18 protein-coding genes are annotated in these 17,452 nt (G+C 61.4%); 8 read left to right on the plus strand and 10 right to left on the minus strand.

The window, feature by feature from the left end:
- The first annotated feature begins 73 nt into the window (after positions 1-73).
- The 4 genes from BH93_RS19675 to BH93_RS19690 all read left to right on the plus strand — a co-directional run bounded on the left by BH93_RS19675 (position 74) and on the right by BH93_RS19690 (position 5,029).
- On the plus strand, positions 74-1,537 hold the full coding sequence (locus BH93_RS19675) for a GntP family permease (protein WP_037176199.1): 1,464 nt from the start codon (positions 74-76) through the stop codon (positions 1,535-1,537).
- A gap of 159 nt (positions 1,538-1,696) precedes the next feature.
- On the plus strand, positions 1,697-2,905 hold the full coding sequence (locus tag BH93_RS19680) for a CaiB/BaiF CoA transferase family protein (RefSeq protein ID WP_037176196.1): 1,209 nt from the start codon (positions 1,697-1,699) through the stop codon (positions 2,903-2,905).
- A 2-nt stretch (positions 2,906-2,907) separates the two neighbouring features.
- A complete protein-coding gene (locus BH93_RS19685; protein WP_037176194.1) occupies positions 2,908-3,819 on the plus strand; it encodes a hydroxymethylglutaryl-CoA lyase in 912 nt (303 codons plus the stop codon).
- 562 nt (positions 3,820-4,381) lie between these two features.
- Complete coding sequence (locus BH93_RS19690) at positions 4,382-5,029, plus strand: IclR family transcriptional regulator (protein WP_037176193.1); 648 nt, start codon at positions 4,382-4,384, stop codon at positions 5,027-5,029.
- A 272-nt stretch (positions 5,030-5,301) separates the two neighbouring features.
- Here BH93_RS19690 and BH93_RS28310 read toward each other — a convergent pair whose 3' ends face one another.
- Together BH93_RS28310 and BH93_RS19700 are read right to left on the minus strand one after the other, a co-directional pair.
- On the minus strand, positions 5,302-5,583 hold the full coding sequence (locus tag BH93_RS28310; protein ID WP_080739183.1) for a cupin domain-containing protein: 282 nt from the start codon (positions 5,581-5,583) through the stop codon (positions 5,302-5,304).
- Positions 5,544-5,768 carry a hypothetical protein gene (locus BH93_RS19700; RefSeq protein ID WP_037176188.1) on the minus strand — a complete coding sequence of 75 codons (225 nt, stop codon included), beginning with the start codon at positions 5,766-5,768 and terminating at the stop codon, positions 5,544-5,546. Before BH93_RS19700 ends, BH93_RS28310 begins: the two co-directional genes overlap by 40 nt.
- A 536-nt stretch (positions 5,769-6,304) precedes the next feature.
- Between BH93_RS19700 and BH93_RS19705 the strand changes: the two genes are divergently transcribed.
- Positions 6,305-7,453, plus strand: a complete 1,149-nt coding sequence (locus BH93_RS19705; RefSeq protein WP_037176186.1) for a CoA transferase — start codon at positions 6,305-6,307, stop codon at positions 7,451-7,453.
- A complete protein-coding gene (locus tag BH93_RS19710; protein WP_037176184.1) occupies positions 7,450-8,856 on the plus strand; it encodes an amidohydrolase family protein in 1,407 nt (468 codons plus the stop codon). Before BH93_RS19705 ends, BH93_RS19710 begins: the two co-directional genes overlap by 4 nt.
- Here BH93_RS19710 and BH93_RS19715 read toward each other — a convergent pair.
- Positions 8,832-9,872 carry an enoyl-CoA hydratase/isomerase family protein gene (locus tag BH93_RS19715; protein ID WP_052065589.1) on the minus strand — a complete coding sequence of 347 codons (1,041 nt, stop codon included), beginning with the start codon at positions 9,870-9,872 and terminating at the stop codon, positions 8,832-8,834. The two genes, BH93_RS19710 and BH93_RS19715, sit on opposite strands and share 25 nt — an antisense overlap.
- A gap of 152 nt (positions 9,873-10,024) precedes the next feature.
- Here BH93_RS19715 and BH93_RS19720 point away from each other — a divergent pair, with 152 nt between their 5' ends.
- A complete protein-coding gene (locus BH93_RS19720) occupies positions 10,025-10,780 on the plus strand; it encodes an SDR family NAD(P)-dependent oxidoreductase (protein ID WP_037176981.1) in 756 nt (251 codons plus the stop codon).
- 87 nt (positions 10,781-10,867) lie between these two features.
- On the opposite strand, the gene BH93_RS19725 is transcribed toward BH93_RS19720, so the two are convergent.
- The 7 genes from BH93_RS19725 to BH93_RS19755 form a co-directional block, all read right to left on the minus strand.
- Positions 10,868-11,611: a hypothetical protein gene (locus tag BH93_RS19725; protein ID WP_037176182.1), complete on the minus strand. Its 744-nt coding sequence runs from the start codon at positions 11,609-11,611 to the stop codon at positions 10,868-10,870.
- A gap of 120 nt (positions 11,612-11,731) precedes the next feature.
- Positions 11,732-12,199, minus strand: coding sequence for a hypothetical protein (locus BH93_RS19730; RefSeq protein ID WP_037176181.1), 468 nt, complete (start codon positions 12,197-12,199; stop codon positions 11,732-11,734).
- Complete coding sequence (locus BH93_RS19735) at positions 12,183-12,689, minus strand: hypothetical protein (RefSeq protein WP_052065587.1); 507 nt, start codon at positions 12,687-12,689, stop codon at positions 12,183-12,185. Before BH93_RS19735 ends, BH93_RS19730 begins: the two co-directional genes overlap by 17 nt.
- The gene (locus BH93_RS19740) at positions 12,686-13,555 is read right to left on the minus strand and encodes a mycofactocin-coupled SDR family oxidoreductase (RefSeq protein ID WP_155291069.1); all 870 of its coding nucleotides are present in this window, start codon (positions 13,553-13,555) and stop codon (positions 12,686-12,688) included. The genes BH93_RS19735 and BH93_RS19740 overlap by 4 nt, the downstream gene beginning before the upstream one ends.
- A 70-nt stretch (positions 13,556-13,625) precedes the next feature.
- Complete coding sequence (locus BH93_RS19745) at positions 13,626-15,236, minus strand: FAD-binding protein (RefSeq protein WP_037176178.1); 1,611 nt, start codon at positions 15,234-15,236, stop codon at positions 13,626-13,628.
- 66 nt (positions 15,237-15,302) lie between these two features.
- A complete protein-coding gene (locus BH93_RS19750; protein ID WP_037176176.1) occupies positions 15,303-15,587 on the minus strand; it encodes a cytochrome C oxidase subunit IV family protein in 285 nt (94 codons plus the stop codon).
- A gap of 3 nt (positions 15,588-15,590) precedes the next feature.
- Positions 15,591-16,199 carry a cytochrome c oxidase subunit 3 gene (locus BH93_RS19755; protein ID WP_052065773.1) on the minus strand — a complete coding sequence of 203 codons (609 nt, stop codon included), beginning with the start codon at positions 16,197-16,199 and terminating at the stop codon, positions 15,591-15,593.
- 355 nt (positions 16,200-16,554) lie between these two features.
- Here BH93_RS19755 and BH93_RS19760 point away from each other — a divergent pair, with 355 nt between their 5' ends.
- Complete coding sequence (locus tag BH93_RS19760) at positions 16,555-17,436, plus strand: IclR family transcriptional regulator (RefSeq protein ID WP_080739181.1); 882 nt, start codon at positions 16,555-16,557, stop codon at positions 17,434-17,436.
- The last annotated feature ends 16 nt before the right edge of the window (positions 17,437-17,452 follow it).

The following is a 17,452-nucleotide window of genomic DNA, read 5'->3' on the forward strand; positions in this document are numbered from 1 at the left end:
TGCAGCCGTACGGGACGTGTACGGCCTGCGCCGTAGCCATCCCGTTCCCGGGTCGTCCAACGAAAGAGTCACGATGTCCAATACATGGATCGTCATCAACACCGCGATCGCGGTGCTCGCTGTCGTGGTCCTGATCATGCGTTTGAAGTTCAATCCGGTTATTTCTCTGGTCGTAGGTGCCGCCTACCTCGGCCTCGTGACCGGTGCTGGGGTGCGCACGACAGTGGACACCATCACAGCGGGATTCGGTGAAATCATGGCCGAGGTCGGCCTCCTGGTGGCATTCGGTGTGCTGACCGGCGCGATTCTTCATGAGATGGGCGCGATCGGCAGGCTGGTCGATGCTTTGCTGAAAGTCTTCGGGCCCAAGCGTGTTCCAATGGCGTTCTCGCTCACCCTTGCCACTGCACTACAATCGATCTTCCTCGATGTATTGGTAGTGATCTCGGCACCACTCGCGCGCAGCATCGGTACTCGAATCGGCAAGGCCGGAACCGCACGAATGGCCACGGCCCTGGCAATAGGCGGAGAATGCGGAATTGTCCTCATGGTTCCTGGTGTCGGCACCATCGCCCTCGCCGGCCTATTGGGGGTCCCTCTGGGAAAAATGCTGCTTTTCGGACTCGTCGTCATCGTCCCCACGGTCGCCATTGCGGTCTCGATCATGTCGTTCCTGTTTCAGCGGGGATGGTGGAGCGAGGCTGACGAAGAGGCAGTCCGCATCGATGTCGAAAGCGCTCACGACACTGGACGGAGCGACCCCGAACACCATGGGGACGCCGGTGCCACAACGACTTCCCGCCGCGCGCAAGATCCGACCATGCCCCAAGACGACGCCCCGAGCAGAGTAGATCGATCATCCACTGTTGTGGCCTCGCCACCGACCGAACGCCCGGTCCCACTGGCAATGCTCTTCGCTCCCCTGATGCTCTCGCTGGTCCTGATCGGCCTCGGCGCGATCTTCGGCATCGCTGATGTTGAAATTGGCATAGTGGAGTTCATCTCCGAACCTGCCATCGCACTCCTGATCGGACTGGTCGGCACCTCGTTGCTCGCGCGCCGCACCATCGGCCGGGACCGGGTGGAGAAAGCCGTCGGACGAGGTTTTGCCGAGAGTGGTCAGATTCTGCTGCTGACCGGAGTCGGCGGATCACTCGCCGCGGTGATTAAGCTCGCCGGACTCGGCGAAATCCTGGGACAGTACTTCTCCGCCAACACCGTCGCGCCTGTGCTGCTGGTCTGGGTCATTGCAGCCCTGCTGCACATCGCCGTGGGATCGGTGACCATATCGGCGATCACCTCAGCGGGCATCCTCGCCCCCGTGGCACCGATGATCGGACTCGATCCCGTCTTCCTCGCCCTCGCAGCGGGCGCTGGTTCGCTGTTCGCCATACACGTCACCTCGAACACGTTTTGGCTCCTGAAATCCCTCATGGGACAGACCACCCGCGGAACTCTCAAAACGTGCACCGTGGGGGTGTCGGTCGCATCGGTGGTCGCATTGTGCATCATCACCCCCCTGAGTCTGGTGCTGTGATCGCAGGAAGCAACGGCTGAGTCTCTCGAATTTCCCGTTCCAGGAGGGCGTCATCGAATTCGGAGTCGCCATAACCATCCCTTGACCGAGCGACCGCAGAACCGTACGATCGAATCATAATATGAAGCCTCATGTTCATTATATGAAGGAGTAGGCGAGATGGCCCACACCCGAGGAGCGCTCGAGGACATCCGCGTCCTCGAACTAGGAAATTTCATCGCCGCCCCCACAGCTGGCCGAATCCTCGCGGACTTCGGCGCGGACGTGATCAAGGTCGAACGCCCCCGAACTGGAGACGAGCTCCGTAACTGGCGATTACGAGCTGGTGATACATCCCTACTCTTTCGCAGCGTCGCTCGCAGCAAACGGTCCTTGACCCTCGATCTCCGCACCGACGAAGGACGCGAGATCGCACTGAAATTGATCGCACGTACTGACATCGTCCTCGAGAATTTTCGTCCCGGGACTCTTGAGAAGTGGGGACTCGGTGAAGATGCGCTACGCGAGGTCAATCCCGACCTTGTGTTCGTGCGCGTTTCGGGCTTCGGACAGACAGGGCCCAACAGCCACCTCGCGGGTTTCGGCGCGGTCGCCGAGGCTTACGGTGGCCTACGCCACCTCACCGGCGAACCCGGACAAACCCCGGTTAGAACTGGAGTGAGTCTTGCCGATTTCGTAGCTGGGCTGTACGCCGTTGTCGGAGCACTGATCGGAATAATTGGCAAGCGTAGCGGTCGCGGCGGAGAAACAGTCGATGTCGCTCTCTACGAAGCGATCTACTCCATGCTCGAGTCCACCCTTCCCGACTATTCTGCCTTCGGGACCATTCGGGGCGCACTGGGCAGCAAGATGCCCGGCGTATGCCCCTCCGGCACGTATCTGTGCTCGGACGGAAAATACATTGTCATCGCCGGCAACGGCGACGCGATCTACGGCCGATTCATGAACGTCGTCGGACGACCGGACCTCGGTACCGACATTGCTCTACAGACCAACGCCGGACGCGTGGAACGCGAAACCGAGATCGACGCAGCCATCTCGGACTGGGCTGTGTCACTCGACAGCAAAGCTGCATTGCAGTTGCTCGCCGACGCGTTCGTGCCGAGTGGACCGATCAACACCATCGAAGATCTCGCCGACGATCCGCATCTTGAAGCACGTGGAATGAACGAGCGCCACTCGATCCGGATCGACGCGGATACCGAACAGGAGGTGCTTTTTCCTGGAATCGTCCCACGGCTGTCCGCAGCTCCCGGCCGGACCCGATGGATGGGACCGGACCTCGGATCGCATACCAAAGACGTCCTTACCGAGATCGGTTACGACACAGACCACATCGAAGCCTTCGACACCAAGGGAGTCATCTGAGCATGAGCGACAGAGTATTCATCACCGACGTCACACTCCGCGACGGGCTGCAAATCGAACCCACAATCGTCCCGACAGCAGACAAGATCGCATTCGGAAAAGCACTTATCGCGGCAGGGTTCGAAGAACTCGAAGTCGGCTCCTGGGTCAACCCCAAGGCCGTACCGACGATGGCTGACACTGCAGAGGTCGTAGCGGGCCTCGCGGACACGCCGGCGACGTTCCATACCTTGCTCATGAACGAGAGAGGCGCGGAAAACGCGGTGCGGGCCGGCGCCCGCAATGTTCGGCTGGTCGTGTCGGCCACCGATGGACACAGTAAATCGAATGCCGGCGTACCCACCGACGAGGCACTCGAACGTATTCGGCGCGCAGCTGAGATTCTCACCGAGGCCGGCATCCGCATCGAGGGTGCGATCGCAACCGCGTTCGTATGCCCATTCGACGGCGACACCCCGGTCGAGCGCACAGCCCGCGTCGCACAGACCTACATCGATCTGGGTGCCGAAACCGTCATCATCTCCGACACTATCGGTGCTGCGTCCCCGGGAGACGTACGCCGCGTCGTCGCAGAACTCGCCACTCGCCTACCCGTCGAGCGCATCGCTCTGCACCTGCACGACACCTACGGCATGGCGTCCGCGAGCGCTTGGGCGGGCTTCGCACTCGGCATCCGACGCTTCGACGGCGCACTCGGAGGACTCGGTGGGTGCCCCTTCGCACCCGGCGCTACCGGAAATATCGCCAGCGATGATCTGATTCACATGTTTCACCGTGAAGGCATCGACACCGGCGTCGACGTCGACGCCCTGCCCGCACTCCGTGACCGGCTCTCCGGTCTGGTTGGACATCCGTTGGCGTCCTCGCTGGCACGAATCCCGGCCACCCCTTCACGCCTACGTCGCGTCGCCTGAGCACAACGTCCGAACACCGAGGTCTGGGACAGGGATGAGTACAGACTCCGTGTCCCAGACCTCGTCTACCTCCGGATCTCGTCCAACGACACTGCGCGACGTCATCGGTCCCACCGCGCGAGCCTCGCCTGTAGAGAAGGAATCAGCTGTCAGATGGCCTCGACCGTCGCCTTACAGGACCGCAACGGAACGATCCCGTACTGATCCACGGCACCGACATCCTCACCGAGCAAGAGTAGATCCGCGGTTCAATCGATATCGGAGTTGCGAAGGTCAACGTCGACGCAGAACTACGGCGCGCAGCTTTGGCCGCGTCGCTCCACTTCACAGCAGACTCGGACGATGCCTCGGACGCGGTGGAGACGTGGGGCGCAGCGCGGCGGGCGATACAGCACACGGTTGTGACCTCGATCGAACTCTTCGACACTTCGGTCTCGATCAACGCGTAACACTGCGCCAACGATCGCCGCGTCCTCGATCCAAGAGAGCCACACGGGCGGTGAAATCACCTGTTGACATGTCGATGCCACTTGTTGGCATTGAGTTCTCGTAAGGTGAAAAGATGAATGCGACGCACAAGTCCGAACCGACCAAAACCGGAGTCGGCGTCCTCGACAAAAGCGTTGCCATGATGGACCTCGTCGAACGACATCCGATGACACTTCCGGAAATTACCGATTCGCTCGATGTCAACATCTCCACCGCATACCGCCTGGCTACTGCCTTGTGCCGCCATGGCTTCATGCGACGCGACGACGACGGTCGCTACTTTCTCGGCCACCGCTTCAGTCAGGCCGTGCTCACCGAGACAGCCGGCCCCGCGCTGCGACAGCTCAGAGATACGACAGGTGAATCGACCCAGCTCTGGGTCAAACGCGGAGCATACAGACTGTGTGTGCTGAGTTTCGAGTCCAACGATGCGCTACGTGTAGTCCTCGAAGTCGGCAGCCTCATCCCCCTCCAGGAGGGATCGGCTGCACTGATACTCACCGGCCGCTACGACACCGAACTCGGCTACGCAGCAACCGAAGGCACCCGCGTACCCGGAATTGGGTCCGTTAGCGCACCCGTGTTGGCGGGCGATCAACTCGTCGCTGCGGTTTGCCTGACCGGACCACTTCCACGCATAACACCCGACCCCGGATCGAAATTCGGCAACCTCGTCGCCGAATGCGGCGCACGAATCGGCTCGACCCTGCCCGCCACCTGACTTGCAGATCGAACAACCCAGCAAGTGCGGCACTCGCCGCGCGTCGATTGGCTGCGATGTCCGCCGAGTGCGTGGAGACGACGGAGGACCGAGTCACCCTCCCCAACGCCGTGAGCGCGCCGGCACCCGACCGCACAGTGAAAGATAGTCGCAGCAACCGAGTCCGAGACGGAGATCGGTTCAGTACTGTCCTCCCAGGGCTGCCGAAACGTTCGACCGCGCAGGGGTGCAGATCATGGGGCACCCGTGTGAGTCTGTGTCGCCGAATCGGGTTAGAACTTCGTGAAGTCCTCCGGAGGTGTGGTGATGCTCCAATACCCGAACACCCCCGGACCAGTGTTCTCGATACATGAGATGCACCAGCAGCGTGTTCGTACCAGCTGCCCGGCTGAGATCACCCGAACCTCGTTATCGTCCAACAACATTGTCGCTGTGCCCTCTTCGACCAACCACACCTGCTCGGATACCTCGTGCACGTGCGACTCGGAGACAGCCCCCGATTGAAGGGCCACCCTCAGATCGTCATCTGCGCATCCGGCGCATTCGCCGTCCACAAGATCTGAGCAGAATCCTCGCCCGGATTACGCAAGACCGTTGCGTCCGCGATCGACAAAACAGACACGACCGGTGGCGACTCGTCGAGAGCCTCCGGCGTCTCGCGTACCGCCGGCGCGGATACATTCGCAGCAGGCCCTGAATTCAAACCCTGGGACACCAGCAGAACGGTCGCCGTTGCCATTGTTGTCAGCGCAGCCCCTTCCGAATTCGATCATCACAGTTCGCGCCACTCCTCGATACCTCGAATCCTCGATCACATCGGCCCTCATGCCGGATGCAATCCCATCGATCACAGCTTGGCTTCGAATATTGAATAATAACTGCAAATAATGAACACCTTCGTGAAAGGCGGAGGCCTGCTCGAAGCGACGCTCTCCGACATGAGGGTCGTCGATGTCCGAGCGAGTTCCCGGTGCCGGGGCGATCCGTTGACCACATGACGAACGGTTCACATTCGAGCGAACGGTCCCGGTAACGGACGGTCGAGAGCGGCAAACCGCTGGACGATATGCCCGAAACCCACCCGTGGCTCCCGAAGCCCGGAGATACCGTCGGAGTGGAGGTCAAGCGTCTCGGCATCGTGCGTAATCCGATCGTGGACAACAACGGTCGCCGTCCACTAGACAGGCGTACAGGGCCCGCTGCTCCCTGCCAGTGGGTACTGTCGGGTCTGTGAATTTCGTTGATACCGTCCGCGACTGGACCGAAAGCGGTGTCATGGCGCTAACTGGGCACGCCGACGGTCCTCCCGTGCTGCCTCCAGGCAATGCGGCCTCGGTTGCGCGTTCGCTCTCGATTCTTCTCGCAGCAGCAACTGTCCTTACCGAGCACCCCGTCACCGTCGACGGTGCCGCTTTACTCGCGGAACGGGCGGCCTTCACCGGTCGAAGTCGAAACGGCACCGTCTCGGTCGGCGGATCGGCGAGATTGTTGCGTACCCGCGATAGCTGGGGCGTGATCTCCTGCGCCCGTCCGGATGACGTGCATCTGCTCGGAGCCTTGGTCGGCGAGGAGCTTTCGGATCACAACGTGTGGCCCAAGGTCGCGAGATGGCTCGAATCCACACCAGACGACGAGGTGACCGCACGCATCTCCATGCTCGGCATCGCAGGCGGCGTGGTTCGTGAACCCGACGAGGCAGTGTGTACTAATTCGTTTTCGCACAACCGTTTTCGGTCGGTCGAGGGCGCACTCGTCGTCGACTTCAGCGCCCTCTGGGCCGGACCGTTGTGCGCCCACCTCCTCGGACTGGCGGGGGCACGAATCGTCAAGGTCGAAACCCCGCAGCGACCGGACGGTGCCAGGCGCGGTAACGCCGAGTTCTATCGCCTGCTGCACGGTGGCCACGAGTCGGTCGCCCTCGATCCTTCGATACGCAGCCAGCGCGACGCACTCGCACAGCTGGTGGCCAGAGCGGACATCGTCATCGAGTCGTCCCGCCCGCGCGCGCTCATCGGATTCGGACTCGATCCCGAACGCTTCGCACAGAATGGCGGCGTGTGGGTCTCCATCACCGCCGCGGGCCGCTCGTCCGACCGAATAGGTTTCGGTGACGACATCGCCGCGACGAGCGGTCTGGTGGCCTGGGACGTCCACGGCACACCACTCTTCGTGGGTGACGCCATAGCCGATCCATTGACTGGATTGGCCTCCGCTGCAGCCGTTCTCACTAGCCGCACCGACTGCGGGCAGCTGATCGACATGTCGATGTCCTCTGTCGTCGGCTCGACTGTGTCCACCGCGACCGCCCCAGCGCAGCACTCCGGAGCACACCCCCCACAGTGCCGCACACGTCCTGGCCGTGCACCCCTGTCGGGCGAGACGACAGCAGCCACACTTCATAGCTTGGGTATCGAGGTGCCATGACCATCAGGGTGATTCAGGACGTCGAGGTGAACGGCATCCGGGGGATGGACATCCGAATCGAACACGGAGTCATCGACAGCATCGGCCGAGGGCTGAGTACGACGGGCGCGGACGTGGTGGACGGTCACGACAAGTCGGTCATTCCTGGCCTGACCGATCACCATCTTCACCTGCACGCACTAGCTGCGGCATCGTTGTCGGTGCGGTGTGGTCCCACAGCGATCGGGGGTGCTGCAGACCTCGCTCGGGCGTTGGCCTCGTCGCCCGGAGACCAAGCCGGTTGGGTCCGAGGTGTTGGATACGACGAGCGAACAGCGGGTCTGCTCGACGCGACGAGGCTGGACGAGTTGCATTCGGACCGACCGGTAAGGATCCAACACCGTAGCGGCGCACTGTGGATGCTCAATTCGCTGGCGGTCACGGCCTCGAGGCTGGCAGACGCCGATCACCCTGGAATAGAACGCTCCGTGCACGGCTTGCCCACCGGTCGCGTGTGGCGCGCGGATACATGGCTGCGCACACGCCTTCCCGAACTACCCCCACCGAGCCTGAACGAGGTAGGGCACACATTGGCCCGGTTCGGAGTCACCTCGGTCACCGACGCGACCCCCGACATGCCACGCGAGTCTCGAACTGCCATCGAGCAGGCCATGGCGGAAGGGCACCTCCCGCAGCGTGTGCACCTCATGGGCTTTCCGCTGGTTTCCGACCCACTCGAATCCTCGGACACCGGCGGGCGGCTGACGTGCGGGCCGTACAAGATCGTTGTCGCCGATTCTGCACTGCCCGATATCGATTCGCTGACACGGGTGATCCGAAAAGCTCATTGCCTCGAACGGGCGGTCGCTGTCCACTGTGTGAGTATCGAATCCCTTGTGCTGGTACTTCACGCATTCGACGAAATCGGTTCGCTGGACGGAGACCGCATCGAGCATGCATCGGTGGTTCCGCTCCAGTTGGTCGATCGGATCCACGAGTTGGGCCTGCGGGTCGTCACTCAGCCAGGGTTCCTCGCCGATCGAGGCGACTTGTTCCTCCGCGAAGCCGACGCGCTCGATGCAAGCAACCTGTACCGCTGCGCATCGCTGATCGGCGCTTCGATCCCCGTTGCCTTCTCGAGTGACGCTCCGTACGGTCCACTCGACCCCTGGTCGGTCATCGTGAGTGCAACCGACCGACTGAGCGAGTCCGGTGTGTCCGTCGCTGCAGACGAGCGGATCCACGCCCGCGTCGCACTCGACGCGTTTCTTTCGCCGAGCCACGATCCTGGCGGTCCGCCTCAGCGAGTCACCGTTGGCATGCAAGCGGACCTTGTCCTTCTGCATGCATCGCTCGACACCGTTCTTCGCAATCCCAGTGCAGACGCAGTGCAAGCAACCTATATCGCAGGCGATCCGGTGTGAATTCGGTCCACGAGGTTCCATCGTTCGGCTGTCGCCGCATCGATCCTGTTGCCGGTCAACATCAACCAGGCAGAACGCCAGCGCCCGATACGCCGAGAGACGCTGACGGTCCCCCCGGCACCCGGGACCAATCCCATCGACACCTCGGGTAAGGCGAAGACCGCATTCGAATCGGCGACGACGAGTCCGGCGAAGGCAGCGAGTTCGAGCCCACCACCGATGACAGCACCATGCACGTGCGCGACGCAACGGGTCCCCAACCTCTCGGCCAGTCGATAGATCTGTTCTCCCGGACGGTGTTCGGTGCGAATCAGGTGCGCAGTCGCGGGGTCCGGGGTGGAACCGAATTCCGTCAGGTCACCGCCGCTGCTGAACGACTTTCCGCGGCCGCTCAGTACCACTTCGTCGATCGTGTCGTCGACCAGCGCGAGTTGGAGAGCCTCCACCAGTTGATCGCGCATGCCCGCATCGATCGCGTTGTGCACCTCGGGCCGGTCCAGTTCGATGGTGAGTCTGTCATTGTCTCTGCTCACCTGCACTGTGGAGCACGCGCTGGACCCTCGACAGCTTCTCCTGCCGGCAAGCCAACCTCGGAATTCCGGACCGGATTGCAGGGTCGAATACGCCATCGACTCCGCAACGAGTGCGCTGTGAACGTCGAGTGTCTGGGCCATCCGTAAGAGACCGTTGCACGTCATCGACGCCAGCGGAGCTGCCCGCACAGAATCGGCGATCTGGGCAACTTCTCGTTCGACACCGGAGACACGGACGCTCCGAAATCCCTCAGCGGGACCGTCGTCGATCGAGAACGACAGCGATTCGCCCAGCACTTCGAGGTTTTCCGACGGGGAGCCGATTCCGATGAGAATGCGGTGCGACCTGCGAGCGCGCTGTGCTGCAGCGGATACCGTCTCGGTATCGGCCCTCTCCGTCAGATCGACGAAGGACACCACATCGTCCGGCGACACCGGATCGAGATCGGCGGCTGCCAGACGTGCGATGGAGACTGTCCTCATTGCGCTCACAGCCCTCTCGGTTGCCACGCCCGACTGCGCAGATCGGCATTCCCACTGAACGGTCCGATGCATAGGAGTCGCGGATTCAAAAGTCTACAGTGCGGCCAAGTACCGACGATCGGACGACCGATCGCAACGAGATGGAGATGAATATGCTTGAGGCACTGCACGACCGACGAATTCTCGTCACCGGCGCGGCAACAGGGATCGGCGCCTCCGCCGTTCGCGTGTTGTCCGCTGCAGGCGCGCGGGTGGTGGGGACCTACCATCGGACTCCACCGCCGATGTCGGAGTCCGATGTGACGTGGATTCGGTGCAACGTCGTCGACGAAAATTCCGTCGCGGATTGCCTCACCGAGACAGTCGATCTCCTCGGGGGCCTCGACGTTCTGGTACACGCCGCGGGTCTGTGGGAGCCAGGCGCACCCGGCGCAATCGACCAGAACAACCTCCGTACCATGATCGACGTCAATTTCGGTGCCACCGTGATCACCAATCAGGCCGCATACGCGGTGATGCGCGAGCACGGCGGCCAGATCATCAATTTCGGTTCGAGCGAAGGCGTGTCGGGTAGCCCCCTGTCGGCGACGTACGCATCGGCAAAGGCCGCCGTTCACGCGTGGACGCGATCCGCCGCGCGCACGTGGGCGAAGGACGGTGTGACGGTCAATGCGCTCGCACCTGCAGTGGCCACACCGGGTGCCGACCGACGAACTGATTTCATCGGTCCCGAAGCTGCAGCTCGATTCGAGAAACAGCTCGAGACTCTGATACCCCTGGGCGGCAAATTGGGTGAGCCCGACGAAGACCTCGGGCCGATACTGGTCTTTCTCGCCGGCACGGGCGCACATTTCATGACTGGCCAACTGATCGCGGTCAACGGAGGACTTCTCATGCTCGGTGCCTAGCCGTCGATCAGACGCGACGACGAACTGCGGCCCCTGGATGAATAGCCAGGAGCCGCAGTTCGTTGTGCAGGAAGATCAAATTCCGATTCAGACTCGGGACGCTGTCTCGGCCGTGACCGAAGCCTTGTGCTCTGCTTCCTCGGACTTGACTGCCTTGAGAAGGAGGAGCGGTGTCGATACCTTCCACAGCAGGTAGGCGAACGACGGGAGCCAGAAGGCGAAAAGACCGTTCCAGGCCAACGGGCCGTCTTGGACCACGAAGATGAAGACTCCGGGAGCCAACACAACACCCAGGAAGAAGTTGAGGTAGCCAAACCACCGCGGGAAGATCGGCGTGCTCCGCTTGTCGGACATCACGGCGATGCCGATGGCCACGACCTGTAGCACGAAGACCAGTGCGAAACCCACGTACATGAAGTAGAACAAGTCCGTGAGGACGGACAGGATCTCCGGTGAGCGTTCTTCTGCGCGGTAGGCCGCTGTGGCAAGAACGAAAAGCGGGTACATGAATCCGATGGGGGCCACGACGCCCGTCAGAAGCTGTGTCATGGACAGCAATCCCCAGCCGCCCTCGATCCGGTTCATCTGCCAGCTGGTGGTGACGACGAACAGATACTCGAGCGGCACGACGAACGAAATAAGCACGACGGACCACAGGATGCCGGATCGGTTGGCGATCAGAAATTCCTTGATGCCATCGGGTTCCATGGTCGGTGACAACGGCGGCTGCACTTTCGCAAAGGAGAAGAAACAGATACCCACCACAATCATGACCACGAATCCGGACCATGCAGCAATCCGTTGATACTTGAACTGAAGGCCCTTGTTCATCTGAGAGATCTCCTTGATCGGTATCGCCCCTCGGCGTCGACTTCGTCGTGTGACGAACGTTTACAGTGTGGTGAACAGCACAAAAAAACATCGCAGGAAATTCCGGTGACCGGAACGCAATTAGCGGTGATTCTCTCGAAGATAGATTCTGCTGATCAAATCAGCAGTGCAACAGACTTTTCGGGCGTACTCGCGCTCCACCGTCACACGAGTGACGAGCTGAACCGCCCCGGGCAGTCTTGCGACGCTACGGATCGTCATTCGTCCTCGGAGACGGCTGTTCACGGGTGCCGGTGCAACGAATCTCACGCGATCGAGCCCGCAGTTGACTCCCATCGACACGCCTTCCAACCGACGCAGCCGGCCGAGGAAGTACGGAATCAGAGCGAGGGTCAGAAACTCCTGCGCCCCAGTAGTACCCACCGAACCGGGCACGATCTCCCGGCGGGGAGAGTCGGTGCCCGGTGCATGCGAGCTCGCCCGCGCGAACGAGTCGATTCGATGTTGCGACAGCGTGATCCAGTCGGTCGGTCCGATGTCGCGCCCAACGGCCGCTTCCACATCCGATACGTCACGAAGCACGATCACGAGGGCACCGAGATCGGTTGTGGAACAGGGGCAGAACCTCCCGCGCGAGCAACGCAGAGGTGCATCCGGGATCAGGTGCACCTCGATCGATTGCGTGGAGAACGACGGCATCGGCAACATGTGCGGAATACACATCGACTATCAGCGACACCAGACCTCGCGCGGTTCCGACGTAGCGCACGGTGCTACCGAACATTTCCTCACCGCGCAGACTCAGACGAGTCCGAGCCGACGGAGCGTCGTCGGCAATCAGGACATCTATGTCGAGGGCCACGCTCAGAGAGGCCGGATCTCCGCCTGCGTCCGTCCACGAGCGGCGCACTCTTTCTCGTTCACGAATTCCGCCGCCGAGATCAGGTTGTCGCATCCGGTGGAACTTGTCGCGGCGCGCTTCTACGTCCTCAGCGAGTATCACCGACAGGCCCGGTCTACCCATCTCACCGTCGCCGACACCGGCTTCCCGCCCAACCGGGCGCTGGTCGATCGTCATACCGGCGGGGCTCCCGATGTTGTCGCAGTCAGAAGTGCACCTGCGTCGACCTTCAATTGCTGTCCCGTTACGAATCGGGCAGCGTCGGAGGCGAGGTAGAGAACTGCTTCGCTGATGTCTCTCGTCGAGATCGTCTTCACCGGGAGTTTGTGCGAGCTTCCGAACGCGGATTGAGCATCCTCGTGGGTCGGCGCGTCGAGATCGGGTCGAAAGAGCTTGTACATGGCATCGTTCTGCAACATCGCCGTGTCGATGTTGCCCGGATGAACGGCGTTGACCCGAATATTCAAGGGAGCCAGCTGAAGTGCCGTCTCATGGACGAACCGGGCGACGGCCCGCTTGGCGTGCCCGTACCCCGCCGCCCCAGGTCCCGCGGCAGGATTGTCCACCAGCCCGGTGAGCATCGATGCCATCGAGCCGATGCACACGATCGATGCACCCGATTCCAAGTACCCGAATGCGACTTCTACGGTGTTGATCACCCCGACGAGATCCACCGACAGCGTGTCGAAGTATCCGACAAGTGGGACATCGGCACCGATCGGGCAGATCGCCGCATTTGCCACCACGACATCGAGTCGGCCCATCTCGGCCACACCGAATTTCAGCGCCTCCGCGATGCTCGAGCGATCTCGAACATCGGCCACCCGAGTGACGATTCGACGACCCGTGTCCTGCACCAGCCGTGCTGTCTCGGCGAGGTCCGCCTCGGTCGCCATCGCGTACGTCGCGGTGTCGATCTGATCGCAGATATCGACCGCGATGATGTCGGCACCCTCCTCGGCCAGCCGCACCGCGTGCGAGCGCCCTTGACCACGAGCTGCCCCCGTGATGAAAACAACCTTGCCGTCCATACGTCCGGTCACACACAACTCCACTTCGTATTTCGGAGCGGGCCACCCGAGAGGTGAGCCCGCCCTGGTTCGGCCAGCTGGATCACTGGTCGGCGTTGCGGCTGTTCTCCATGTCGAGAACCGCCAGATAGGAGAACGCCAGGGACGAGCCGATGGGGGTGCCGGCACCCGGGTACACGCTCCCGGACATCGCGGCCATAGTGTTGCCCGCAGCGTAGAGGCCCTTTATCGGCGACCCGTTCGTGGTCAGAACCCGAGCGCACTCGTCGGTCCGGAGTCCGCCCTTCGTTCCGATGTCGGAGAGCCGAATCGTGGCGGCATAGTAGGGAGCAGTATCGATCGCCCCGAGGAGCGGATTGGGAACATCCTGAGGCAGCGGAACGATGTAGTTCTGCGCAGGAAGAGCAGGGAAACCGACGACATACCGGAACATGTTGTCCCAGGGCGTCTCCCCGCGATGGAACCTGTCGTCGACACCGGATTCCGAGGCCGCGTTGAATTCCTTGACGGTATTGCTGAGGTTCTCGAAAGGAACACCGATCATGTCGGCCAGTTCCTCGAGCGTATCGGCCTTGACCAGCGCGCCCGACTCGAACCATTCCGGGCGCACCGGCACGGCAGGATCACCGCCGAAGCTGTCCCTGTCGATCTGCTTCTGATCGAGAATCCATCGGACCGGCATGTGCGACACCCCGGTAGTTGCCTCTGCGTTGTATATAGCATGGCCGGATTGGTCGTACGGCTGCGTCTCGTTGGTGAAACGTTCGCCTGCTCCGTTCACCCAGATCCCGCCGCGTGTGCCGGTCTGGAAGACGGGTTGACCGTCCGGCTGAACGAGGCCGGGTACGAACCACGCTTCGTCCATCAAATCGATATCGGCACCGACCGCTATGCCGGCGGTCAACGCATCACCGGTATTGCTTTCGACTCCGTTGGACCACTCGCCGGTGAGGGGGACCCTGCCGTACTCGGTGCGCAACTGTGCGTTGTGTTCGAATCCGCCTGCGGCGAGCAGAACTCCGCGTTCCGCTCGATATGTCACCTCCGCACCGTCGCTGGTGGCCTTGAGGCCCACGACGCGGCCATCCTCGATAACGAGACTGCTCAGCGCCGTGTTCAGGCGGAGCACGCCGTGACCGGTGTCGAGGAATGCCAACAGCGCTCGGCCGATCAGTGCCCGCCCACCCGACAGGACCGGGCCTTCGTCGTCACCCCAACGTTCGTCCGGAATCGACTTGCGCAGGATGGCGAGGTTGTCGCCGAGCTCGGCGGCGGAAAGCGGTGAGGGAAAGATCGTGTTTCCTGCAGGTGAAAAGCCAGGCGCGGCAGCGAAGTACTCCGGAACCGGCTGGTGGAAGAACTGCCCGAACCGCTCATTCGTCTCCAGTTCGTCGATCAGCTCTCTTCCGGCTTTGAAATATGCATCCTGCAGTGGCTCGCGGGACGGGTCGTCGACCAAGGCGCGCAGATACTCGCGAGCGTTGTCTGTGCCGTCCTCGATGCCGGCCCGCGTCACGGGAGCGCTTCCGGGATACCACAATCCGGCACCGGAATAGGCGGTGGTACCGCCGACCTTGTCGGTCTTTTCGATGACGAGTGTGCGAAGACCGCGAGACGCGGCGACGTAGGCACCGATCAGTCCGCCGCCTGAACCTACGACTATGACATCGAATGTCTCCACTTCAGTGGCCATGATTTCCTCCTGAGATGAGTGTCGAACCATTGGTTCGACGGATGATGACGTGTGCGCTCGAACGGCTCAGAGAAACACGAAAAATCCTGACAGCACGAGCCATAGTGCAACGCAATATATTTCGAAGGCAGCGCGGAGCTCCCACGGAGCGTGACGCAGTTCCATGAAGTCCAAGCCGACCAGTCGAACTTTGATCGCGGCAATGGCGAGAACGACGATTGCCGAGACCGTGCCGCCGTGGGAGTCCAGCGTCAGCAAAGGGCCCACGACGGCCGCGAGGACCAAGATGACCCACGTGACGACGATTCGGGCGGGAAGAAGCTGTTTCAGGTCGATCGAACTTGTTGTCATGAGTCATACCGCCAGATAGACGAGAGGGAACAGGACCATCCAGAGAAGATCGACCAGGTGCCAGTAACACGAACCGCCCTCGAAGACGAGACGCTGTGTACCCGTGAGTTCGACTCGATGTCGCGCGCGAGTGAACATCACCCACAGTGCGACGAGACCTATGACTACGTGAAACAGGTGCGTGCCGGTGAGAATGAAGAACCACATGTAATAGGGACCGACCTCCGGCCCGTGCCCGGCGCCGATCATGTGGATATATTCGGAAATCTTGAGCACCGTAAAAAACACGCCGCACGCAATCGCACCCAGATACAGCCTCGATGCCAAGCGATGAGCTCCGAGACGGAGGGCGTTCAGGGCCACAACGACCAACAGTGAACTGACGAGCAAGATCATCGTGTTGGTCAGCCCTATGGCCAATCCCAGCGCCTCACGAGATGCTGTGAACTCCTCCGGTTCCTTGCTGCGCTCCATCAAGAAGGCGACGAAGAAGAAGCCGAAGACGATCATGTCACCGAGAAGAAAGACCCACAGACCGGGCTCGCCGGGAATCCGTCGTCCCTTCTCATGTGCCGTTTCTCGAGCCGTCGCGAGATTCGTATCGCTCGTCACGAGACCAACCAACTTGTGGAGATCGTCCCGCGGCGGTGTCTGAACATGACGTTGAGTCCCCTTCGATCGTGGCTCGTCGGCGCTGATGATCCAAATCACGTTTCACGCACACGAGTGATGCACATCTCTTTGTTGCTCCGACCACAGTCTCACCGTGTGCACTACGGACGAGGCGGTCGAATCCCACTCACCGAGACGCAACCCAGATCCGATGCCGACGAGTACAGTCATTTTTAGACCGACTGTTCGATTCTTGTCCGAAAGCGGTCGGTTGCGTCCATACTGATTCGGCATGGTGTTGTAACAAGTAATACATATCGAGATCATGAGCCATGCCGGCGCTAGGAGGTTGACGATGTCCGATGCTCCATCAAGCATGGTCGAACGCGTGGTTCTGATTCTGGATGTCTTCGCCCGGTCATCGGGCACCCTGACACTCGGACAGATCAGTTCACGCAGCAGATTGCCTCGGTCGTCGGTACACCGAATCCTGCAACAATTGGTCACGGCGCGGTGGATCGACCGGCGGGACAACGAGTACACACTCGGTTTGCGTATGTTCGAGATCGGTAGTCAGGTCGAACAACGTACCCGCTTCAGCGAGATCTCTCGACCCCTTATGCAGGAACTCTCCACGGCAACCGGACACGTGGTGCACCTCGCGTTGCTCGACGAACACGATGTGGTCTACCTCGAGAAGGTTGGCGGCCCCTTCGGCGGCAGACTCCCCTCGCGCGTGGGCGGCAGGTTGCCGGCCCATTGCACCGGCGTAGGAAAAGTCCTACTGGCCTACTCCCCCGATCCGATAGTCGAGGAATACAAGAAGAGCGGCATGAGGCGTCAGACAAACGCGAGCATCATGAGTGAGGAAGCACTGGAGTCTTCGATCCGTAGCATCCGAAACTTCGGATACTCCACGGAGCGGGGTGAAGCGGTTCCCGGTGTCGCGTGTGTCGGTGCCCCCATTTTCGAGTTCGGCAATGTGGTGGCCGCCATTTCGGCATGCGGACCCCAGCAAAGGCTGCGGGTCGACGAACTCAAGCATCGAATCATGTGGACCGCAGCCGAAATCTCCCGCCGTCTCATGGCGTCGAGTTGCCCACCGAGCCGAACGGCCAATCAGCTGCCCTTTACGGCGCAGAACGCCACGGTCGTCGATTTCCAACAACCTGTCGGATGGCATCACACCACAGCTTCCGAAGGACCAACAAGACGCGAAAGGGTCGAGAAGTGCTGATCGACAAAGTTTTCAG

Origin of the sequence: Rhodococcoides fascians A25f, assembly GCF_000760935.2 — a bacterium.
Lineage (GTDB): Bacteria > Actinomycetota > Actinomycetes > Mycobacteriales > Mycobacteriaceae > Rhodococcoides.

What these genes read in the sequence shown, in the direction of transcription:
- BH93_RS19735 (WP_052065587.1), bottom strand. Translation starts at nt 12,689, where the DNA reads ATGACGATCGACCAGCGCCCGGTTGGGCGGGAAGCCGGTGTCGGCGAC.
- BH93_RS19705 (WP_037176186.1), top strand. Translation starts at nt 6,305, where the DNA reads ATGGCGCTAACTGGGCACGCCGACGGTCCTCCCGTGCTGCCTCCAGGC.
- BH93_RS19715 (WP_052065589.1), bottom strand. Translation starts at nt 9,872, where the DNA reads ATGAGGACAGTCTCCATCGCACGTCTGGCAGCCGCCGATCTCGATCCG.
- BH93_RS19690 (WP_037176193.1), top strand. Translation starts at nt 4,382, where the DNA reads ATGAATGCGACGCACAAGTCCGAACCGACCAAAACCGGAGTCGGCGTC.
- BH93_RS19675 (WP_037176199.1), top strand. Translation starts at nt 74, where the DNA reads ATGTCCAATACATGGATCGTCATCAACACCGCGATCGCGGTGCTCGCT.
- BH93_RS19720 (WP_037176981.1), top strand. Translation starts at nt 10,025, where the DNA reads ATGCTTGAGGCACTGCACGACCGACGAATTCTCGTCACCGGCGCGGCA.
- BH93_RS19760 (WP_080739181.1), top strand. Translation starts at nt 16,555, where the DNA reads ATGTCCGATGCTCCATCAAGCATGGTCGAACGCGTGGTTCTGATTCTG.
- BH93_RS19725 (WP_037176182.1), bottom strand. Translation starts at nt 11,611, where the DNA reads ATGAACAAGGGCCTTCAGTTCAAGTATCAACGGATTGCTGCATGGTCC.
- BH93_RS19710 (WP_037176184.1), top strand. Translation starts at nt 7,450, where the DNA reads ATGACCATCAGGGTGATTCAGGACGTCGAGGTGAACGGCATCCGGGGG.
- BH93_RS19750 (WP_037176176.1), bottom strand. Translation starts at nt 15,587, where the DNA reads ATGACAACAAGTTCGATCGACCTGAAACAGCTTCTTCCCGCCCGAATC.
- BH93_RS19700 (WP_037176188.1), bottom strand. Translation starts at nt 5,768, where the DNA reads ATGGCAACGGCGACCGTTCTGCTGGTGTCCCAGGGTTTGAATTCAGGG.
- BH93_RS19680 (WP_037176196.1), top strand. Translation starts at nt 1,697, where the DNA reads ATGGCCCACACCCGAGGAGCGCTCGAGGACATCCGCGTCCTCGAACTA.
- BH93_RS19685 (WP_037176194.1), top strand. Translation starts at nt 2,908, where the DNA reads ATGAGCGACAGAGTATTCATCACCGACGTCACACTCCGCGACGGGCTG.
- BH93_RS19745 (WP_037176178.1), bottom strand. Translation starts at nt 15,236, where the DNA reads ATGGCCACTGAAGTGGAGACATTCGATGTCATAGTCGTAGGTTCAGGC.